This window comes from Kitasatospora xanthocidica, assembly GCF_014656195.1.
In the GTDB taxonomy this organism is placed as follows: Bacteria; Actinomycetota; Actinomycetes; order Streptomycetales; family Streptomycetaceae; genus Kitasatospora; species Kitasatospora xanthocidica.
This window is the reverse complement of the sequence record NZ_BNBY01000032.1, coordinates 11,426-30,434: the sequence shown is the minus strand read 5'-3', so window position 1 is coordinate 30,434 and position 19,009 is coordinate 11,426. Positions and strand designations below refer to the sequence as shown.

The following is a 19,009-nucleotide window of genomic DNA, read 5'->3' as shown; positions in this document are numbered from 1 at the left end:
GCCTTCAGGTCGGGCTCCGGCTCAGACTCCGCCGAACTCGCCGCTGCCCGGCCCGTCGTTGCCCCGGTAGAGCTGGGTCCCGGCGACGACGATCTGTCGGGTCGGGTCGGGGTTGGCGTCGAGTTCGTCCGCGCTGCGGTAGCCGAGGACCGCGCCGGTGCGGGTTCTCACGCCGGTGTTCGGGCCGACGGTGTGGAAGACGCAGGCGTCGAAGAGCAGCACCCCGCCGACGGGGACGGGAACGGGGAGGGCCTGGTCGACGAGGTCGGCCAGTTCGGGGTGCTCGTCCATCCAGGTGCCGCCGCCACCGGGCTGTGGGACGCCGACATAGGGGGCGCGGTGGGAGCCGGGGACGATCCAGGTGCAGCCGGTCTCCACGCCGGCGTCCTCGAAGTACACGACGGCGGTGAGTAGACCGCGGGTGGGTTGGAGGATGTCGCGGTGCAGTCGGACCTCCTGGGCACCGGGGGCGTTCAGCGAGCCCTGGTTGTGGCGGTTGAGGACGTAGACCACGTTCGGGCCGAGCAGCGCGGTCAGCGGTGCGGTGAGGGCGGGGTGGGCGACGAGGCGGTGCAGCAGGGCCCGGTCGTGCTGGTAGAGCCGGTAGACCTTGGTCTGCCCGGCGGGCAGGCGGGCAGCACGGGTACGGATGACCTCGGCGACAGCGGCCAGGAGACCGCGAGGCAGGCCGGGGTCGGGCAGCCGCAGGTAGCCGAGGTCGCGGAAGTGGCGGGCCTGCTGTTCGGTCAGCGCGGGCCGGCAGGTGATGGACACAGTGGCCGGTCTCCTTCAGACGGTGCGGCCGAACGCGGCCAGCCGGTCGGGGGTACCGAGGTCGGGGGCTGCGGTGCGGATGTCGTGGGCGCTGACGGGGTGCCCCTGGCTGATGACCCAGGGCATGAACTGCCGGTACAGGTCCGCCTCGTCCGGCTGAGTCTGGCGCTGGACGTATTCCTCGAACAGAGCCCGGAACGGGCCGGGGGTGAGGATGACGGCACCGGTACTGGTGGCCTGTCGCAAGCCCTGTCGGCTGCCGGTGGGCAGCGTGACGTCCACACCCTCCAGCGCGTGGACGACGAACCGGCAGCCGGGGTCGAGGAAGAGCCGGCCCGCGTTCTGCGCGCAGCGGCCGGGCGCGGTGGTGACGGTCCAGGTCACCACCGCCTGGCGGGAGCGGTGCGTGGCGACGGCGGCGGGCAGCAGGGCGGTGGGAAAGAGCGTGTCGGCGGGCAGGACCACAGCAATCGAGGTGTCGGGCAGGTGGGCCAGCGCGGCGTAGGCGGCTCCGGCGGTGCCGAGCGGGTGGTCCTCGCGGTGGATGGTCAGCTCCGCCTGCCGGGCCGAGTGGGTGAGGGCGTAGGTCTCGACGTCCTGGGCTCCGCTGGCGGGGTCGGTACTGGTGAGCACCGCGATGTGGCGGAAGCCCACGGCGGTGAGCTGGGTGAGGGCGTGGCCGAGCATGGGAGTGCGGCCGGTGGGGGTGTCGATCGGCACCAGGACCTTCGGGGTGCGGTGCAGCTCGGGGTCGTCGCAGGCGCGCAGGCGGCTGCCCTTGCCACCGGCCAGGACCAGGGCGACGGCCCGGGCGGGCAGGGAGACGAGGGTGCTGGTGTACCAGTCGGCGGGGCGGGTGTCGGTGGTGCTCCGTTCGGCCATGGCGTCCTCCCGGGTGGGTGAGCGTGGGGTGTCGGGCCCGGCCCGCCCGCCGTCTCCCGGGCTACAGGAGGTTCAGCATGTCCAGGGCGCGGTAGGCCGCGGCGGTGTCGGTCAGCTCGCCCCGGCGGAGCACGCGGGTGCGGAACTCGTCCAGGGTGAGGGTGACGACATCGATGAACTCGGTGCGTTCCGGCTGCGGTTCGGCGACCTCGACGCAGTCGGTGGCGAGGAATGCGAAGCGCAGGGCGTTGGAGTAGGCGTCGTGCCAGTACGGTCCGGCGGGGTGGATCCGGCCCTGGTAGCCGGTCTCTTCCAGCAGTTCCCGGGCGATGGCGTCCGCCGCCTCTTCGCCGGGTTCGAGGAAGCCGCCCGGCAGTTCGTACAGCACGCGGTCGGGGCCCGGCCGGTACTGGCGGGCGAGGATGACGCGTCGGTCGGGGGTGAGCGCGAGCACCGCGCCGGCCGGACGCTCACGCTTGAGGTAGAACTCCTCCTTCCGTCCGTCGGGCAACTCGAAGTCGACCCGGTCGACGGACCGGCCGAACTTGCTGAAGACGGTGGCGCGTTCGATCTCGCGCCACGGCGCGGTGGTGTCGGTCATGGCCAGACTGTACGGCCCTGGCCGGGCCGGTAGTTTCTGCGCCGGAGCCGGTGCCCGTCGGCAGGCGGGGCGCATCCAGGAGACCACCTGATCGGGTGATGGGGACAGGGCAGATCGGTGGGCAGTTCGCAGACCGCTCGATACGCTGGATTCTCTCCCTGCACCGAGAGTTGGGGGTGGGGTTTCATGGCGAACGCGCTGTTCAGGCACGCGCGGCTTGCGCTGGGCCTGACGCAGGGCCAGGTCGCCGAACAGGTTCGGGGGCTGGTCGAGACGGTGGCCGGGCGGGAATCGTCGTTTGACGCCGGCTATGTCTCCCGCATAGAACGTGGCCTCATCACTTGGCCGCACGGGCACTACCGGCAGGCCCTCTGCCTGGTCCTGAAGGCGGGAACGGCAGCCGAGCTGGGTCTGGTTCCCAAGCAGGTCCACCACCACGATCACCCCGATGAGGTGAGTCCCTCGAACCGCCGAGACGTCCTCGCCGCCGCGCTGGCCGGCCTGTTGCCGCCGGCCCGACCGCTCTCCCGCCTGCGCAGGGCAGACGTCACCACGATCGCCGAGCGCATCGGTGTGCTGGAGCGCTGGGATCGCCGATCCGGTGGGCGGGCCGTGCGCGACCTCGCGCTGCGTGAGCTGCGCGCCGCCATCGACCTCACCTCGGCGTCGACCACCCCTGCCGTACGCACCGCGCTGCTCGGCGCGATCACCCGCCTCGCCAACCTGACCGGCTGGTCGAGCTTCGACGCCGGTCTGTACGACGAAGCCCGCCCACTGTTCCGGCTCGGGCTGATCACCGGTCGCGAGCACGGCGACACCGGCCTGCTGTGCCACCTGGCCACCAACGCCGCACGCCAGGAGATCCACCTGCGCCGCGCCGACCAAGCCCTGCTCCTGGCCGGGCAGGTGGGCGGGCGCCTGCCCGCCGCGGCCCGGGCGATGCTCGCCGCCGTCCGCGCCCAGGCCCACGCTCTGGGTGGGGACGAGCGGCAGGCGGCCCGGCACCTGCTGGCCGCCGAACGCACCTACGAGCGCGTCACCGATCTCGCCTCGGGTCCACCATGGACGACCACCATCACCGTCGCCAAGCTCGGCAGCGACACCGGCTTCGCCCTCTACCTGCTCTCCGCCGCCACCGGCCGCGACAACCCCCAGGTCGTCGCCGACCTGCGCCGGGCCGCCGAGGCCGACACCTCCCAGGCCCGGGTGCGGGCGATGGCCACCACGCGCCTGGCAACTGTGCTCTACCGGCAGGGCGACCGCGCCGAAGCCGACCACCACGCCGCCCAGGCGGCCGCGCTCGCGGCCACCGTCGGCTCCACCCGGCTGGCCTCCGCTCTCGCCGACATGCGTCACGCCGCCGGTGCGCTGACGGCCCGGTGACGAATCACCGAACACGGTCAGGCCGGAAGGTTCGCGCCCTGCACTGGGCGCCGCAGGCCAAGCTGCGCACGGTCATGACGGACCACCAGTACCGCCGCGTCGAGGACGCCTGGGATGCCTGGGAGCACGGCGCCGGCCTCCCCCTCCTCGTGCGCGGGGTCCCGGTCCCGGTCGGCTGACCGGGACCAGCAAGAGCACCTACAGCCTGCTCGGGGCCGTCGTCAGGAAGTCCAGGACGAGGGGCCCGGCCTGGGCGCGGAACTCCTCGAAGTACGCGTGCCGGGCTCCGGGGATCAGGTGCAGCCGGGCGCCGGGGATGCGGTCGGCGAGCAGGGGCGCGTTGGCGGCGGGGTTGAGCAGGTCGTCGCCTCCGTGGACGACCAGGGTGGGCGCGCCGATCTGCGGCAGGAGGTCCCAGGCGTCGTGCCGGTTGCTGGCCACGAGGTGGTGGCGCCGGGCGTGGGCGGGCATGTCGGGGTCGCCGAGGGTGTGGTGCGGGCCAGGGTGGGCGTCGAGCCATCCCGGGGTGTACATCAGGTCCAGCAGGGCCTGCCGGGCGGCGCCGGGCTGGGATTGCGCCAGGGCCCGGCGGACGTCGTTGCCGCGTTCGACACCGTGCGGGCCACCGGGTGAGGTGCAGCCGAGGACCAGGGCGCCGACCCGGTGCGGGTGGCGGGCCGCGAGGTGCTGGGCGACCCGTCCGCCCATGGACGTGCCGTAGACGTCGGCCCGGTCGATGCCGAGGTCGTCGAGGACGGCGATGACGTCCTCGGCGAAGAGTTCGGTGCTGTGGGGGTGTCGGGCTTGTCGCTGTCGCCGGTGCCGCGGTAGTCGAGCGTGAGGGTGCTGCGGGCGGGGTGGAAGTCGGCGCGGACCGCGTCCCACCAGTGGTGGTTGTTGGCCTGGCCGGCCAGCAGGACCAGCGGCGCCCCCTGGCCGTGGTGGAACTGGTAGGCGATGCGGACGCCGTCCGGTGTGATCGCGTGCGTCATGACTGCTCCGGCACCCGGTAGTCCGGCCCCGCGGCTTCGGCGTACGCGAGCCAGGCCGCCCCCGCGGAGTGGACGTGCAGGTCGACGACGACCTCCTCGCCCTCCCAGCGGCCGCCGTCCGAGATCGCGAGGCCGATCAGCGCCAGGTTGCCGGCGTGGTCCCGCACCTCGTACTGCTCACGGGTCTCCTCGCCGAGCTCGCCGTCCGAGTCGTCCCGCTCCCAGGCGTCCACCGCGGCCTGGGCCACCGCCCGGGGCAGCCGCACCGTGACCTTCCCGACCTGGGCGTGGACGTGGTCCCCGATCTCCGCCAGTACCTTCGCTTCTTCCCGGTACAGGGCGTACCGCTCATGTTCCGTCACGGGGCGAGGCTACTGGGAGCGCCGGACCCGTCTCGACCGAATTGATCCGCGAACCTGGTCGCCGGCCGGAGATCGTCATCGGATCCAGCGCAGAACGGCGGCGGCGCCCGAGGGGGTCGCCGCCGAACATCGCCGAACGTCACTGACGGCACGCCACGGCGTTCCGGCCGTGGGTGACGCCCCATGGCACATGGACTGCCGGCAGACGACGGGCGTGGGACATCGGGCCCGGACCGCGAACGGTCCGGGCCCGCGGTGATGGGTGCCCCCGCCGGGCTCATGGCAGCCGGTGCACCGGGGTGACCTCGCGGATGTGGATGAGGACGTCGAAGGCGTCAGCCAGGGAGGCGACGGCCAGGTGTTCGGCGGCGTCGCGGTCCGGGGTGTAGACGCCGCTGATGACGCGGGCCTTCGCCGGGCCGTCCCACTGCCCGCGGACGTCGTCGTGGCGCAGGTCCAGCCAGTGGGCGGGCAGGCCGGCTTCGCCGAGCCTGGCGTCGACCAGGTCCGCGCCCGGGGCCGGGAGGACGGCGACGCCGAGGTCGCCGTGGTGGAAGCCGATCGCGGCGGAGACGTACTGCGTGCCGTAGCGCTTGCGCAGCAGGGTGCCGGCGGTGGTCTGCGGGCCGCGTTCGGGGGCCAGGCCCAGCACCGTCTCGGTCGCCGAGGTGTGGGCGATGCCGTCCCAGTACACGGTGCGCAGGCCGGTCGTGTGCTGGAAGTCTCCGACGATGTCGGCGCCCACCTCGGCGTCGCCCGCGAAGCTGCCGCGCCCGGCGACGCTGTGCTCGTGGAAGTCGACGATCAGGCGCATCCTCGCGACCACGTCCTCGGCGCCGGGACCCGCCAGGGACTCGACCAACGCGAGTGCGTCGCGGGCGTGTTCGGCGAACGGCCGTCCCGGGTGGACTCCCCGCGCCCGCTGCACGTGCTCGTCGATCTGGTGGGCGGTGCGGATGGGGTCCAGGTGGGCCGCCAGCTGCGCGAGCCGCTCCGGTGCCGACGCGCGGACGTGGGCCAGGACGGCGTCGTAGTCGTCGGGCGCGGCCTGGGCCGGCTTCACGCCGAAGATCCGGACGGGGTCGTCCGCGTGGTCGCGGTTGAACGCCCGGATCCACTCCAGGGCGCCGGCCATCTCCTCGGTGCGCCACGGCCGCCAGGCGCCGTCCAGCGCGGACGCGGCGGAGCCCCCGTCACCGCCCACGTACGCGTCGAGGGCCGCGGCGGCGCCCGCGCTGTCCTGGACGGCCAGCGCGCGGAAGCCGTGGTCGCGGACCAGTCGGCGGAACAGCTGGTCCCGTACCCCGAAGGTCTCCCGGGAGAAGCGCGTGGACTCCCCGAGGCCGATCACCGTCGCCCCGGCGGCCAGGTGTGCGGCGATCTGGTCGAGCACGGTGTCGGACAGCGGGAGGGCCAGGGTGTGGTCAGTGTTCGAAGGGGCGGGGTGGTGCAGGGGTGCGGTGTCGTTCGGCATGCCGCTCAGTCTTGTACCTCAAGCTGACTTGAGGTCAAGCGGCAACGATCGCCGGCTACTCCTGCACCCGGTAGGCCGTCCCCGCGGCTTCGGCGTAACTGAGCCAGGCCGCCCCCGCGGAGGCGACATGCAGGTCGACGACGACCTCGTCGCCCTCCCAGCGGCCGTCATCCGAGATCGCCAGGCCGATCAGCGCCAGGTTTCCGGCCTGGTCCCGCGCCTCGTACTGCTCGCGGGTCTCCTCGCCGAGTTCGCCGTCCGAGTCGTCCCGCTCCCAGGCGTCCATCGCGGCCTGGGCCACCGCCCTGGGCAGTCGCACCGTGACACGGCCGACCTGGGCGTGGACGTGATCCCCGATCTGCGCCAGCAGCTTCGCGTCTTCCCGGTACAGGGCGTACCGCTCATGTTCCGTCTGTTCCGTCTGTTCCGTCTGTTCCGTCACAGGGCGAGGCTACTGGGGCCGCCGGCCCCGTCTCGACCGAATTGATCCGGGCCCGGCGGAACCCGTGCGGTCAGCGCGAGTCACCGCGGGTGGGCGAGGTAGCGGCCGAACGCCTCCTGCCCGTCCGGGACGAAGCGCCACCGCCGCACGGCCTCCCGCAGCTCCGCCTCCGTCAGCCAGCCGTGCCAGGCGACCTCCCCCGGGTCGGGCGTCACCTCGCCCGTGATCACGGCCTCGTGCACGCCGAGCCAGTACGGGGCGATCACACCCCGGCACAGGAACGTGAACAGGAAGCGCACCGGCACCCGGACGCCCAGCTCCTCGGTCAACTCCCGGGCCGCCGCCTGCTCATAGGACTCGCCCACGCCCACGGCCCCGCCGAACATCACCTCGTGGTGGCCGGGGAACCGGGACAGGTTCTCGGGCCGCCGGTGGACCAGCACCCGCCCCTGCCGGTCGCGGCAGACCGTCGTCGCCACCCGGTGCAGCCAGCCCCGACGGATGGCCTCGCCCCGGTCCACCACCCCCAGCACCCGGTCCTGATCGTCCACCCGCTCCACGAGTTCACCCACGGCACCAACGATCGCACGACCCGTCAGCGTTCTCGCCTCCGCCGCCGCACCGGCTTTCTGGACTTGTGGGTCCAATTTCGGCTGCCTACCGTGCTGTCCGTTCCCTCCCGAACGAGCCCGCACAGGAAGGCGGTCACCCCATGTACGCGATCCGGATCGAGGAGCACGGCGGCCCCGAGGTCATGCGGTGGACCGAGCTGCCGGACCCGGTGCCCGGCCCCGGCGAGGCGCTGGTGCGCCTGGGCGCCGCCGGGGTGAACTACATGGACGTCGGCGCCCGTTCGCAGGGCACGGGCGGCTGGGCGGCGCCGACGGTCCTGGGCGCCGAGGGGATGGGGTACGTCACCGCCCTGGGGCCGGGGGTGTGGGACCTGGCGGTCGGCGACCGGGTCGCCTGGTTCTACCACCAGGGCAGCTACGCCGAGTTGCTCGCCGTCCCGGCCGCCTCGCTGGTCAAGGTGGACGACGACGTGCCGGACGATGTCGCGGGCGGCCTGCTGATGCAGGGCCTGACGGCGAATCACCTGAGCACCGAGACCTACCCGGTCGGCCCGGGCGACACGGCCGTGGTGCACGCGGCGGCGGGCGGGGTGGGGCTGCTGCTCACCCAGCTGGTCAAGGCCCGCGGCGGGAACGTGATCGGCCTGGTCTCCCGCCCGGAGAAGGCCGACGCCGCCCGCCGGGCCGGTGCCGACCACGTACTGGTGCACTCCGGCGCCGGTTTCGAGGAACCGGTACGGGAGTTGACCGGCGGCCGCGGGGCCGACGTCGTCTACGACGGCGGCGGCGCCGACACCTTCGCCTCCTCGCAGCTGGCCCTGCGCCCGCACGGGGTCCACGCCTACTACGGGCCGTTCATGGGCGTGCCGACCCTGCGGCCCACCGACCTGCCCAACAGCATCCTGCTCACCTACCCGGTGGTGCACCACCACGTCGCCACCCGCGAGGCGCTGGTGCGGCGCGCCGGCGAGGTGTTCGGCCTGGTCCGGGACGGGCGGCTGACCCCCCTGATCACCGGCCGCTACCCGCTCGCCGAGGCGGCCCGGGCGCACGCCGACCTGGAGTCCCGCCGTACCACCGGCAAGCTGCTCCTCCTCCCGTGACCGGACGGGGCGCGGTGCGCGAGGATCGGACCCGACCACCAGCACCGGGAGGGCACGTGCCGCTGACCCGCAAGGGCGCCGCGACCAGGCGGCGCATCGTCGAGGGCGCCGCCGGGCAGATCCACGAGGAGGGCGTGTTCGGGCTGCGCCTGGAGGACGTCATGGCCCGCACCGCGACCAGCAAGAGCCAGCTGTTCCACTACTTCCCCGGTGGCAAGGACGAACTGCTGCTGGCCGTGGCCCGCCACGAGGCGGACCGGGTCCTCGACGAGCAGCAGCCCGAACTCGGCTCCCTCACCTCCTGGGACGCCTGGCAGCGGTGGCGCGGTAAGGTCGTCGCCCGCTACCGCGCGCAGGGCTCGGACTGCCCGCTGCACGTGGCCCTGTCCGAGCTGGGCTCGGCCACCGGCGCGGCCCGGACGGTGGCCGGCGAACTGCTGGCCCGCTGGCAGGACCAGCTCGCCGCCGGCATCCGCCACCTCCAGGACGCCGGCGAGGTCTCCCCCGCCCTGGACGCCGAGCAGGAGGCCGCGGCGCTGCTGGCCGGGGTCCAGGGCGGGGTGCTGATCCTGATGACCACCGGCTCGATCGCGCACCTGGAGGCCGCCCTGGACGTCTCCCTCGCCCGGCTGCGCGCGGCCCGGCCCGGGTCGGCCCGACGAGGGTCGGATCTGACGGCGAACGGCTGACGATGTGGCACGGGCCACACATAAAGGCCGGTTGAGGCCCCCGAAGTGACCAGGGTCACGCCCCCCGCGCGATCGGGCGCCCGGACGGCGACGGGCCCCGGCAGGACTGGACGAGCCGTTGATCGGCACAGGCCAAGGGCCCGTCCGCTTCGGGACCAAGGTCATGAATCCGGTCGACCTTCGGCCCGGTGGTGACGGTGGCGGACCCGGGCAACCGTGGACGGTCGCCCGGTGTGATCGGGCGGTGGCGCCGCCCGAGGTGGGCGGCGTCGTACCCCCGCCGTCTACCCGGCGCACGGGGGCGGGCCCCGCCCGCCGCCGTACGCTCCGGAGGACCCCAAGCACATGTCCCAAACGATCGACAACGCCCCGTATACCGCCTTCCACCGCAGGCTGGCCCTCGCCTGCTCGGGCGGGCCGCTGCTGGACGGCTACATCCTCAGCATCGTCGGCGTCGCCCTGATCGGGATGCGTCCCGACCTCGGGCTGTCCACCGCCGAGGTCAGCCTGATCGGCGCCGCCGCCCTGGTCGGCATGTTCGTCGGCGGCGCGCTCTTCGGCGTGCTGACCGACAGGATCGGCCGGGAGGTGATGTACACCGCCGACCTGCTGGTGATGGTCGCCTGCTCGGTGCTCTCCTTCTGGGTCGACGCGGTGTGGGCGATCACCCTGCTGCGCTTCGTGCTCGGCATGGCCGTGGCCGCCGACTACCCCATCGCCACCTCCCTGCTCGCCGAGTGGCTGCCCGCCAAGCAGCGCGGCCGCCTGCTCGGCCAGCAGATCGTGGCCTGGTACGCCGGCTCCGTGCTCGCCTACGTGGTGGGCTACCTGTTCCTGGAACTGGCCGGGCCGGGCAGCTGGCGGTGGATGCTGGCGAGCTCCACGGTGCTGTGCGTGGTCTTCCTGGTGATCCGCCGCGGCTCGCCGGAGTCGCCGCGCTGGCTCGCCGCCAACGGGCGGGTCGGCGACGCGGTGCGCGTGGTCGAGAAGCACCTCGGGGTACGGGTCGACGGCCGCGAGCTGATGCCCGACCCGGCCGAACGCGGCCGCCCCGCCGGACTGCGCCTGCTGATGACCCAGCCCTACCGGCGCCGCACCCTGTTCTGCGGCCTGTTCTTCCTCTGCCAGGTCGGCCCGCTGTTCGCGATGCTCACCTTCGGCCCGCAGATCCTCTCCTCCTTCGGCATGCCGGGCGGCACCGTGATGGAGACCCTCGGCACCGGCCTGATCAGCCTCGTCTTCCTGCTCGGCTGCTACCCGGCGCTGCGCCTGATCGACAGCCGCGGCCGGCGCCCCGTCATCATCTGGTCCTTCGCCCTGATGACCGTGCCGCTGGCCCTGCTCGGCGTGTGGCCCACCGCCCCCGCCGCGGTCGCCCTGCTGGCGCTGTGCGCGTACGCCTTCCTGTGCGGCGGGCCCAACGTCCTCGACTGGACCTACCCCAACGAGCTGTTCCCCACCGAGATCCGGGCCACCGCCGTGGGCGTGGCCACCTCGGTCAGCCGGATCGGCGCGGCCGTCGGCACCTACCTGCTGCCGCTGTCGCTGACCGGGCTCGGCACCGGCCCGACCATGCTGATCGCCGCCGGCACCACGGCCCTGGGCCTGCTGGTGTGCGTGCTGTGGGCGGAGGAGACCCGCGGCACCGCCCTGGGCGCCGCCCCGGCCGCCTCCGCCCGGACCCACACCCCCGCCGTCCCCGCCCAGCGCCTCCCCCAGCCGGTGCGCTGACGGCCACCGCATAACGCCTCGACGGCGCCGCCCGGACCTCCCGGGCGGCGCCGTCGCGTTCACGGGCCGCCGACTGCCGCCTCCGGGCGGTGGGTCGACGCCCCTTCGCCGCCCGGGGCGGGGCGCAGCCGGGCCAGGACTTTGCGGTAGGTCCCCCATGCGAAGTGCCGGTCGTAGCAGGGGTGCAGCGGGAGGGGGTCGTCGCGTTCGACGCCTGGCGGCAGGCCGCCGGTGACGGGCCTGAGCAGGCGGTCGCGGAAGCGGGCGAGGTGTGTCCAGTAGCCGACGTCCAGCGGTGCGGCGGCCACGCCGGGGGGTGGGGTCCAGGGCTCGCCGGTCTGCGGGTGACGGGGCACCACGGCGATGTCCGGGAGCGGGTCGGGCAGGAGCAGGCCCGGCCCGAGCAGGGCCAGGCGCTTGGGCGGGCTCCCCGGCGGCAGCGCCTGGTCCAGCAGGACGCGGAAGGTGTCGGCGAGGGGGCCGTCCGGGACGGTGACGGGCGAGCCGTCGGCGGCGGCGACCACATGGGCGAGCGTCACGGCTGCCTCCGACTCCCACCGCGGCTCCCACCACCCCTGCCGGTCCCACGGCTCGGTGGCGCACCACCACGCGGTGAGCTCGGCCCAGTCGGCGACCGGGCGGGCGGGGCCGGCGGGCAGGAGGCGCACGGCATCGGGCTCCAGCCAGGTGGCCTGCCAGAGCGAGCAGTCGTCGACCCGGGTGGCCACCTTGCGGCGGCAGCCCGCGCAGGTGACGTTGGGGCCGTACCGGCCGTAAATGCCGCAGCAGGCGCCGGGCTCGGCCCGCTGGATCAGGTCGGTGCCGACGGCGTCGCCTGGGGCGATCACGATCGACCGGGCCTCCCGGGCCGGACCCTCGTCGACCGCGTACGTGCCCGGCTCCATCAGGACCGGCATCGTCAGGCCGTTGCCGTAGTAGGAACCGGCGTAGGCGGGGAAGGGCACCCGCGACAGTGGGGCGGTCAGTTCGGCACCGCACCCCTCGCACGTGAAAACGTCCAAACGTGTGCTCCCCCCTGCAGATCCGGCCCGGCGGCTGGTACCGACACGAAGTATCGCGGGCGGGGCGGCCGGGGCCAACGGGTTTTCCGCCGGCTCCTGGAAGGGGGGCCGACGGGGGGTCAGGGGTGGAGCAGGGCCGCGGCGTTGGTACGGACGTGGTCCTGCCAGGCCGGGCGGATGCCGGGGATGCGGGACAGGGCGTGGAAGAAGAGGCTGTGGCAGACCATCACCGGGCGCCAGGGGTGGGGCGGCAGCGGGTCGTCGCGTTCGACGCCCGGGGGCAGGCGGCCGATGGCGGGGCGGGCGGGGTGCTCCCGGTGGAAGGCGAGCTGGCGCCAGAACCCGAGGTCCAGCGGGGCGGCGGCCACACCGGGGGGTACGGGCCAGGGCTCGCCGGTCTGCGGGTGGCGCGGGACCACGGCGATGTCCGGCAGGGGCTCGGGCAGGGGCAGTCCGGGCCCGGCCAGGACGGCGCGCTTGGCCGGGCGCGTCTGCGGGAGGGCGGCGAGGAACTGGCGGAAGGCGTCGGCGAGGAGCCGGTCGACGGTGACGGGCGAGCCGTCCGCGGCGGCGACCAGGTGGGCCAGCGTCACGGTGACCTCCGACTCCCAGCGCGGGTCCCACGCCCCCGTCAGGTCCAGCAGCGGGGTGCCGCACCGGTCCTCGGCGAGCTCGGCCCAGTCGGCGACCGGACGGGCGGGGCCCACGGCGACGAGGCGCACCGCGGCGGGCTCCAGCCAGGTGGCCTGCCAGAGCGAGCAGTCGTCGACCCGGGTGGCCACCTTGCGGCCGCAGCCCGCGCAGGTGACGTTGGGGCCGTTGCGGCCGTCGATGCCGCAGCAGGCGCCGTACTCGCGGCGCTGGACCAGGGCGGTGCCGTGGGCGTCACCGGGGGCGATCACGATCGAGTGGGCCTGCCAGGCGGCCGGGTCCTCGTCGACGGCGTAGGTGCCCGCCTCCATGAGCACGGGCATGGGGTGGCCGTTGCCGTAGGAGAAGCCCGCGTAGAGGGGGAAGGCGACCCGGGACAGCGGCGCGGTGAGCGCGGCGCCGCACCCCTCGCACGTGAAGACGTCCAAACCGCGTGTTCCCCCTTGTGACCCCGTCCGGTACCGGCTGGTACCGGCTGGTACCGGCTGGTACCGGCTGGCGAGTATCGCGGGCCGGGCGGCCGGGGGCCAACGGGTTTTCGGCCGACCGGGGGCCGACGGACCCAAGGCCGGCCGCTCCCTGGCCCTCCCCCGGCCGCTCCCTCATGGGACGGGGTTCCCGCAGGTGGCGGCCGGTCGTCCGTACCCGAGGGGCAGCCGTCCACCGGAAGCACCGGACGGCTTTGTCAAGCCCGTACCGGAGCACGGGCCCGCCGCAGTACCGTCGTCCTCTCAACGACCGTTCCGACACGGTGAATTGGAGGCACAGGTGGCCGAGGCGAAGCCCGGGGACGGCAACGGGAACGGCGGGGCCGGCTCGGGAGGCGGCGGGCCGCTGCACGAGCGGGAGGCCGAGATCCGTTCGGCGGGCCGGGCGATCGAGGCGCTCACCGGGCCGGTGGGCACCGAGGTCGGCGAGCTGCTGCTGTACACGGGCGCGGCCGGGCTGGGCAAGACCGCGGTGCTGACCGAGGTGCGGCGGGCGGCGCGGCGGGCGGGCTGCACGGTGCTGTTCGCCCGGGGCGGGCAGCGGCAGTGCCACGAACCGTTCCACGTGGTACGCCAGTTGGTGCGTCCGGTGCTGGCTGCCCTGTCGGCCGAGGAGCGGGCCCGGGTCTTCGGGCCGTGGGAGGACGTCGTCGGCCCGGCGGCCGGGCTGCTGCCGCCGGGCGGGCAGATCGATCCCCAAGGGGTGCGCGACGGGCTGGACTTCGTCCTCACCCGCCTCGTGCAGCTGCGTTCCCCGGTGGCGGTGATCGTCGACGACCTGCACTGGGCGGACCCGGAGTCGCTCGGCTGGCTGGCGGGCTTCGCGCTGCGCGTACGGGAGTTGCCGGCCCTGCTGGTGCTCGCCTGCCGCGACGAGTTCCCCGACGACGCCCTGGCGTTGCAGCGCGGCCTCGCCGAGCGGGCCGACCGCCGGCACGAACTGCGCCCGCTGCAGCCCGCCTCGGTCGCCCGGCTGGTCCGCGCGGCCCTGGGCACCGCGGCCGAGGACGCCTTCTGCCGCCACGTGTGGGCCGTCACCGGCGGGAACCCGTACGAGACCGCCGCCCTGCTGCGCGAGGTCGCCGACCAGCGGCTCGACCCGGTCGAGGAGAGCACCGGGCAGCTGCGCGAACTGGCCGCCACCGCACGGGGGATGACGCTGCGTCACTGGCTGGACCGGGTCGGCCCCACCGCGCTGCGCTTCGCCTGGGCGGCGTCCGTGCTGGACACCGACATCCGCCCCGACCTCGCCGCCGCCATCTGCGCCCAGGGCCCGGAGACCGCCGCCCGGTCGGTGCGGGAACTGCGCCACCACCGGGTGCTGACCGGCACCTCGGCGGGCCGGCTGGAGTTCGTCCACCCGCTGGTCGCCACCTCGGTGTACCAGTCGATGCCGCCCGCGGCCCGCACCGGGATGCACGGGGTCGCCGCCGTCGAGCTGGAGAACGCCGGCCTCGGCCTGCTCGCGGCCTCCCGCCACCTGCTGGAGATCCTGCCCGACGGGGACGGCGAGATCGTCGACAAGCTGCGCCGGGCGGCCCGCGAGCACCTGGCCATCGGCGCGCCCGAGGCGGCGCAGCGCTGCCTGCGGCGGGCCATCAGCGAGCCGCCGGCGGACGAGGACCGGGCCACGGTGCTGTACGAGCTGGGCTGTTCGGCGCTGCTCACCGACCCGGCGACCACGGTCAACCAGCTGCGGCTGGCGCTGGCCGACCCGTACGGGCTGGGCCCCGAGCTGCGGGTGGACGCGACGTTCCGGCTGGCGCAGGCGCTCGCGCACGGCAACCGGGTCGGTGAGGCGGCGGCGCTGTGCGCCGAGGAGGCGGCGCGGACCGGGCCGGGGCCGGGGCGGCTGCGGCTGGAGGTCGCGCACTTCATGTTCGGGGCGTTCCAGTTCGAGGACGCGGACGGGCCCGGGCGTTCGCGGCGGCTGGCGGAGTTCGACCGGATGCTGGGGACGGTCGGGCTGGCCTTCAGCGACGCCGACACCGAGGCGGGCGGAGGCACCCCGGGCGGGACGGTGTTCGAACGCGACGGCCTGGCGCACGCGGTGGCGGTGCTGCGCTGCTGGGACCTGACGCTGCGCGGCGTCGACCGGGCGGAGGCGATCGCGCTGGGCGAGTCCGCGCTGCCGGACGGGCGGCTGCCCCGCAGCCTGGGCTGGACCAACACCACCTGGGGCTTCGAGCTGCCCGGGATCCTGGGCATCAGCTACCTGTACGCCGACCGGGTCGACCGGGCGGAGGAGCTGTTCGGGGAGGCGGTGCGGGCCTACGAGGTCGCCGGGTGGAGCGGCGGTCACCTCGGCTTCGCCTATCTGCTGACCGGCATGCTGCGCTTCCGCTGCGGCGACCTCGCCGCGGCGGAGGACTACCTGCGCCGGGCGCTGCGGATCGCCGGGCGGATCGGCCGGGACATCCCGCTGCACTGGGACGCGGTCGGGGCGCTGGCGGAGACCCTGGCCGCGCGCGGGCGGCTGGCGGAGGCCCTGGAGCTGACGCGCGAGCACGCGTTCGGCCCGCCGTACCCGACGGTGATGGTGCTGCCCGACGCCCCGACGCTGTACGGGCGGCTGCTGCTGGCGCGGGGCGACGCGGCGGGGGCGGCCGCGGCGCTGGCCGCCGCCGGGGAGGTGCTGGACGCGCGGGGGTGGCGCAACACGGTGTGGGCGCCGTGGCTGGGCCACCTGGCCCGGGCGGTGGCCGCCGAGCAGCCGGAGCGGGCCCGGGAGCTGGCGGCGGAGGCGGTGCGCCGGGCCCGGGTGTCGGGGACGGAGTCGGCGGTCGGCAGCGCGCTGCGGCTGAGCGCGGCGGTGCACGGGCGGCCCCGGGCGGTCGGGCTGCTGGTGGAGGCGGTCGGCCTGCTGGAGCGGTCGCCGGCCCGGTACGAGCACGCGCTCGCGCTGGTGGACCTGGGTGAGGCGCTGGGCGGCGGGGCGGTGGATCCGGGGACGGCGGACGGCGGGGCGGCGCTCACCCGGGGGCTGGAGCTGGCCGTCCGGTGCGGGGCGGACGGGCTGGCGGCCCGGGCCCGGGGGCTGCTGGGAGCGGGCGGGGCAGGCTGAGACCGGGGCAGGGCCGGATGCAGACCCTTGCAGATACCTGCGCGCGCAACTATCTTTAGGTTCATAAGTTGCAGCTGCAATCAGTTGCGGGCATGCACGCCACGCGTCCTGGCGCCGCCGACCCACCGGGAGTCCGACCATGAGCACCACCCTCTTCACCCCGTACACCCTGCGGGAGCTGACCGTCCCCAACCGGATCTGGATGGCCGCGATGTGCCAGTACAGCGCGCAGCCGGACGGGGACGCGGCCGGGGTGCCGACGGACTGGCACTTCACCCACCTCGCGGCGCGCGCCGCCGGCGGCACCGGACTGATCGTCACGGAGGCCACCGCGGTCAGCCCCGAGGGCCGCATCAGCCCGTACGACCTCGGGATCTGGAACGACGAGCAGGCCGCGGCCTTCCGCCGGATCACCGCCTTCCTGAAGTCCCAGGGCACCGTCGCCGCGATCCAGCTCGCCCACGCCGGGCGCAAGGCCTCCACCGAGCGGACCTGGGTCGACCGCGGCCGCCCCCTCGGCGCCGGCGAGGAGCACGGCTGGGCGCCGGTCGGCCCCGGCGCCGAGGCCTTCTCCCCCGCCCACACCGCGCCGCACGAGCTGACCGGGGAGCAGATCGCCGAGATCGTCGGCCAGTTCGCCGACGCCGCCCGGCGCGCGCTCGACGCCGGCTTCCAGGTCGCCGAGATCCACGGCGCCCACGGCTACCTCGTCCACCAGTTCCTCTCCCCGCACACCAACCGCCGCACCGACGGCTACGGCGGCTCCTTCGAGGGCCGCATCCGCTTCGCGCTGGAGGTCGTCGACGCGGTGCGCTCGGTGTGGCCCGAGGAGCTGCCGGTCTTCTTCCGCGTCTCCGCCACCGACTGGCTCACCGAGAACCCCGAGGACGGCCGCGCGGGCTGGACCTCCCAGGACACCGTCCGCCTCGCCAAGGAACTGCAGGCCCACGGCGTGGACCTGCTGGACGTCTCCACCGGCGGCCTCGTCCCCGACGCCCGGATCGAGGCCGCGCCCGGCTTCCAGGTGCCCTTCGCCGAGGCCGTGCGCACCGGGACCGGCCTGCCGGTGGCCGCCGTCGGCCTGATCACCGACCCCGCCCAGGCCCAGGCCGTCCTCACCGAGGGCCGCGCCGACGCCGTCCTGCTCGGCCGCGAGCTGCTGCGCAACCCGTACTGGGCCCGCCACGCCGCCGCCGAACTCGGCGGCGAGGTCCCCACCCCGCTCCAGTACCACCGCGCCTGACGCCCTGGCACCGCTCCGGCACCGCCCCGTGTCGGACTTGAGTTGGAGTGCACTCCAAGTCCTACGGTTCTGCCGTAAGTCCGACCCGCCGACCCCGGCGGGCCGGACGAAACGGTACGGGACGTGGGCCGCCGCCCGGGCGGCCGGGAGACAGGAGCACCACGATGAGCACGAGCGCGAACGACGCACAGGCCCGCCAGGAGCGCTTCGAGCGCGGGATGGAGGTGCTGGAGCGCATCGACGGGGAGGTCGGGCGGCGGGTCGTGGAGTCGCTGGACGACATCAGCCCCGAACTCGGGCACCAGATCGTCGCCTGGGGCTTCGGGGAGATCTACAGCCGCCCCCGACTCGTGCCCCGCGACCGCCAGTTGGTCACCCTGGGCATGCTCACCGCGCTCGGCGGGTGCGAGCCGCAGCTGGAGGTCCACGTCAACGCCGCCCTGAACGTGGGCCTCACCCCCGAGGAGATCGTCGAGGCCCTGCTGCACTCCGCCGGCTACTGCGGCTTCCCCCGGGCACTGAACGCCACCTTCGTCGCCAAGAAGGTGTTCGCCGAGCGCGGCCTGCTCCCGGTCGCGGCCGACTGACGCGCCGCTGCGGACAGGTCCTGACCACCGCCGACTTCCTGGACGCGTACGTACTCGAGTGGACGCTGCACCACCTCGACCTCGTCGCGCACCTGCCGCACCTGCCGGCCCCGCCGCAGGGGGGCGCGGGCTCCCCCGCCGGGGGAGAGCGGGGGTGACGGCCCGGCGGGTCCGCTCCTTCTCCTACCCCCGGTCCCCGCGCCGATGGGAGTCGAACGGGTGGAAGCTGGTGTCACGGCAGTCGCCGACCGGGGGGCACAGGAACAGGGCGAGGTCCTGGTCCCCCTCGGGGATCCGGATGCCGTAGGAGACGAAGGTGACGAGCTCGCCGCTGCCGAGGTCGACGGTGCGGGTGCCGACGGGGCCGAGGACGTGGTCGGTGTCGCCGGTGACCGTCAGGTTCTCGACCCGGCCGTGGAAGGCGGTGACCGTGTACCAGTCCCCTCCCGCCCCCGAGTCGAAGGGCAGGAGACGGTCGGTGGTCAGGCCGTCGATGGAGCCGAACCCGACGCTCCGGGCGCCGTTCGCGCTGATGACCGCCCAGCAGACGTCCACGCTGTCGACCAGCCAGAAGGCCTCCGCCCGGCCGTGACCGTCGGAGTCGAGCACGGCCAGGGTCGCCAGGGTCGGCGCCGGGCACTGCTTTGGCCTCGCGTCCGCCGGGGTCACCGTGTCCACGATCCACTGGGCCGACGCCGGGGCAGGCTCGGGCAGCACCACCCTGTGGCTGTGGGGCCCGCCACTCCCGGTCTGCGCCGCCCAGACGGCCACGACCGCGACCCCCAGCAGCGCCGCCCAGCACAGAGCCCCTTGCCCGCGGTTCATCGCCTGCCCCCTGTGGAGACCGTTGTCTCCAGGCCAGGCTCCGCCCCGACGGGACGGCCGACAAGGCCTCGGGGTGTCCCGGATTCGTCGCAAGTCACCACGGGGGCAGGACGGTTCGGCGCGT

The 19,009-nt window shown here is 74.6% G+C and carries 17 protein-coding genes and 2 pseudogenes; 8 read left to right on the top strand and 11 right to left on the bottom strand.

The features are described from left to right. Positions 1 to 21: 21 nt before the first annotated feature. The 3 genes from IE332_RS34600 to IE332_RS34590 all read right to left on the bottom strand — a co-directional run bounded on the left by IE332_RS34600 (position 22) and on the right by IE332_RS34590 (position 2,257). Entirely contained in the window at positions 22 to 774 is a 753-nt protein-coding gene (locus tag IE332_RS34600) for a phytanoyl-CoA dioxygenase family protein (RefSeq protein ID WP_229929146.1), read from the bottom strand. A gap of 15 nt (positions 775 to 789) precedes the next feature. Further along, positions 790 to 1,656, bottom strand: coding sequence for a nucleotidyltransferase family protein (locus IE332_RS34595; protein ID WP_229929145.1), 867 nt, complete (start codon positions 1,654 to 1,656; stop codon positions 790 to 792). Between the two features lie 61 nt (positions 1,657 to 1,717). Then, positions 1,718 to 2,257, bottom strand: coding sequence for an NUDIX hydrolase (locus tag IE332_RS34590; protein ID WP_189924372.1), 540 nt, complete (start codon positions 2,255 to 2,257; stop codon positions 1,718 to 1,720). Positions 2,258 to 2,443: 186 nt separating this feature from the next. On the opposite strand from IE332_RS34590, the gene IE332_RS34585 reads away from it, so the two are divergent. Continuing rightward, positions 2,444 to 3,640 carry an NsdA family TPR-like regulatory protein gene (locus IE332_RS34585; RefSeq protein WP_505744314.1) on the top strand — a complete coding sequence of 399 codons (1,197 nt, stop codon included), beginning with the start codon at positions 2,444 to 2,446 and terminating at the stop codon, positions 3,638 to 3,640. Between the two features lie 198 nt (positions 3,641 to 3,838). Here the strand turns inward: IE332_RS34585 and IE332_RS34580 are convergent. The 5 genes and pseudogenes from IE332_RS34580 to IE332_RS34560 all read right to left on the bottom strand — a co-directional run bounded on the left by IE332_RS34580 (position 3,839) and on the right by IE332_RS34560 (position 7,482). Continuing rightward, a pseudogene (locus tag IE332_RS34580) lies at positions 3,839 to 4,632 on the bottom strand (alpha/beta fold hydrolase). Next, positions 4,629 to 4,994: a hypothetical protein gene (locus IE332_RS34575; protein WP_189924368.1), complete on the bottom strand. Its 366-nt coding sequence runs from the start codon at positions 4,992 to 4,994 to the stop codon at positions 4,629 to 4,631. The pseudogene IE332_RS34580 and the gene IE332_RS34575 overlap by 4 nt, the downstream one beginning before the upstream one ends. 277 nt (positions 4,995 to 5,271) lie before the next feature. Beyond that, positions 5,272 to 6,468 carry an erythromycin esterase family protein gene (locus IE332_RS34570; RefSeq protein WP_189924366.1) on the bottom strand — a complete coding sequence of 399 codons (1,197 nt, stop codon included), beginning with the start codon at positions 6,466 to 6,468 and terminating at the stop codon, positions 5,272 to 5,274. Between the two features lie 55 nt (positions 6,469 to 6,523). Then, entirely contained in the window at positions 6,524 to 6,910 is a 387-nt protein-coding gene (locus IE332_RS34565) for a hypothetical protein (RefSeq protein ID WP_229929144.1), read from the bottom strand. Between the two features lie 80 nt (positions 6,911 to 6,990). Then, positions 6,991 to 7,482 (bottom strand): NUDIX hydrolase, encoded by a 492-nt coding sequence (locus IE332_RS34560; RefSeq protein ID WP_189924364.1) that lies wholly within the window; start codon positions 7,480 to 7,482, stop codon positions 6,991 to 6,993. 140 nt (positions 7,483 to 7,622) lie between these two features. Between IE332_RS34560 and IE332_RS34555 the strand changes: the two genes are divergently transcribed. From IE332_RS34555 to IE332_RS34545, 3 genes are all read left to right on the top strand, one after another. After that, positions 7,623 to 8,585: a quinone oxidoreductase family protein gene (locus tag IE332_RS34555; RefSeq protein ID WP_189924362.1), complete on the top strand. Its 963-nt coding sequence runs from the start codon at positions 7,623 to 7,625 to the stop codon at positions 8,583 to 8,585. 56 nt (positions 8,586 to 8,641) lie between these two features. Further along, positions 8,642 to 9,274 carry a TetR/AcrR family transcriptional regulator gene (locus IE332_RS34550; protein ID WP_189924360.1) on the top strand — a complete coding sequence of 211 codons (633 nt, stop codon included), beginning with the start codon at positions 8,642 to 8,644 and terminating at the stop codon, positions 9,272 to 9,274. A gap of 345 nt (positions 9,275 to 9,619) precedes the next feature. Then, on the top strand, positions 9,620 to 11,005 hold the full coding sequence (locus IE332_RS34545) for an MFS transporter (protein ID WP_189924359.1): 1,386 nt from the start codon (positions 9,620 to 9,622) through the stop codon (positions 11,003 to 11,005). A 59-nt stretch (positions 11,006 to 11,064) separates the two neighbouring features. Here the strand turns inward: IE332_RS34545 and IE332_RS34540 are convergent, their stop codons facing one another. Continuing rightward, a complete protein-coding gene (locus tag IE332_RS34540) occupies positions 11,065 to 12,027 on the bottom strand; it encodes a hypothetical protein (RefSeq protein WP_189924357.1) in 963 nt (320 codons plus the stop codon). Positions 12,028 to 12,146: 119 nt separating this feature from the next. Next, the gene (locus tag IE332_RS34535) at positions 12,147 to 13,106 is read right to left on the bottom strand and encodes a hypothetical protein (protein ID WP_189924354.1); all 960 of its coding nucleotides are present in this window, start codon (positions 13,104 to 13,106) and stop codon (positions 12,147 to 12,149) included. 406 nt (positions 13,107 to 13,512) lie between these two features. On the opposite strand from IE332_RS34535, the gene IE332_RS34530 reads away from it, so the two are divergent. The 4 genes and pseudogenes from IE332_RS34530 to IE332_RS34515 form a co-directional block, all read left to right on the top strand. Then, positions 13,513 to 16,230 (top strand): ATP-binding protein, encoded by a 2,718-nt coding sequence (locus IE332_RS34530; protein ID WP_229929149.1) that lies wholly within the window; start codon positions 13,513 to 13,515, stop codon positions 16,228 to 16,230. A 139-nt stretch (positions 16,231 to 16,369) separates the two neighbouring features. Next, a complete protein-coding gene (locus IE332_RS34525) occupies positions 16,370 to 17,473 on the top strand; it encodes an NADH:flavin oxidoreductase/NADH oxidase (RefSeq protein ID WP_189924350.1) in 1,104 nt (367 codons plus the stop codon). Between the two features lie 164 nt (positions 17,474 to 17,637). Continuing rightward, positions 17,638 to 18,060, top strand: a complete 423-nt coding sequence (locus tag IE332_RS34520) for a carboxymuconolactone decarboxylase family protein (protein WP_189924348.1) — start codon at positions 17,638 to 17,640, stop codon at positions 18,058 to 18,060. A gap of 11 nt (positions 18,061 to 18,071) precedes the next feature. Then, positions 18,072 to 18,185 (top strand): annotated as a pseudogene (locus IE332_RS34515) (maleylpyruvate isomerase N-terminal domain-containing protein); the annotation flags it as partial. 58 nt (positions 18,186 to 18,243) lie between these two features. Here the strand turns inward: IE332_RS34515 and IE332_RS34510 are convergent. Further along, complete coding sequence (locus IE332_RS34510; RefSeq protein ID WP_189924346.1) at positions 18,244 to 18,885, bottom strand: hypothetical protein; 642 nt, start codon at positions 18,883 to 18,885, stop codon at positions 18,244 to 18,246. Positions 18,886 to 19,009: the final 124 nt, after the last annotated feature.

Excerpts from the sequence above, each read along its gene's own strand:
- IE332_RS34595 (WP_229929145.1), bottom strand. The coding sequence starts at position 1,656 with ATGGCCGAACGGAGCACCACCGACACCCGCCCCGCCGACTGGTACACC.
- IE332_RS34590 (WP_189924372.1), bottom strand. The coding sequence starts at position 2,257 with ATGACCGACACCACCGCGCCGTGGCGCGAGATCGAACGCGCCACCGTC.
- IE332_RS34585 (WP_505744314.1), top strand. The coding sequence starts at position 2,444 with ATGGCGAACGCGCTGTTCAGGCACGCGCGGCTTGCGCTGGGCCTGACG.
- IE332_RS34570 (WP_189924366.1), bottom strand. The coding sequence starts at position 6,468 with ATGCCGAACGACACCGCACCCCTGCACCACCCCGCCCCTTCGAACACT.
- IE332_RS34555 (WP_189924362.1), top strand. The coding sequence starts at position 7,623 with ATGTACGCGATCCGGATCGAGGAGCACGGCGGCCCCGAGGTCATGCGG.
- IE332_RS34545 (WP_189924359.1), top strand. The coding sequence starts at position 9,620 with ATGTCCCAAACGATCGACAACGCCCCGTATACCGCCTTCCACCGCAGG.
- IE332_RS34525 (WP_189924350.1), top strand. The coding sequence starts at position 16,370 with ATGAGCACCACCCTCTTCACCCCGTACACCCTGCGGGAGCTGACCGTC.
- IE332_RS34520 (WP_189924348.1), top strand. The coding sequence starts at position 17,638 with ATGAGCACGAGCGCGAACGACGCACAGGCCCGCCAGGAGCGCTTCGAG.
- IE332_RS34510 (WP_189924346.1), bottom strand. The coding sequence starts at position 18,885 with ATGAACCGCGGGCAAGGGGCTCTGTGCTGGGCGGCGCTGCTGGGGGTC.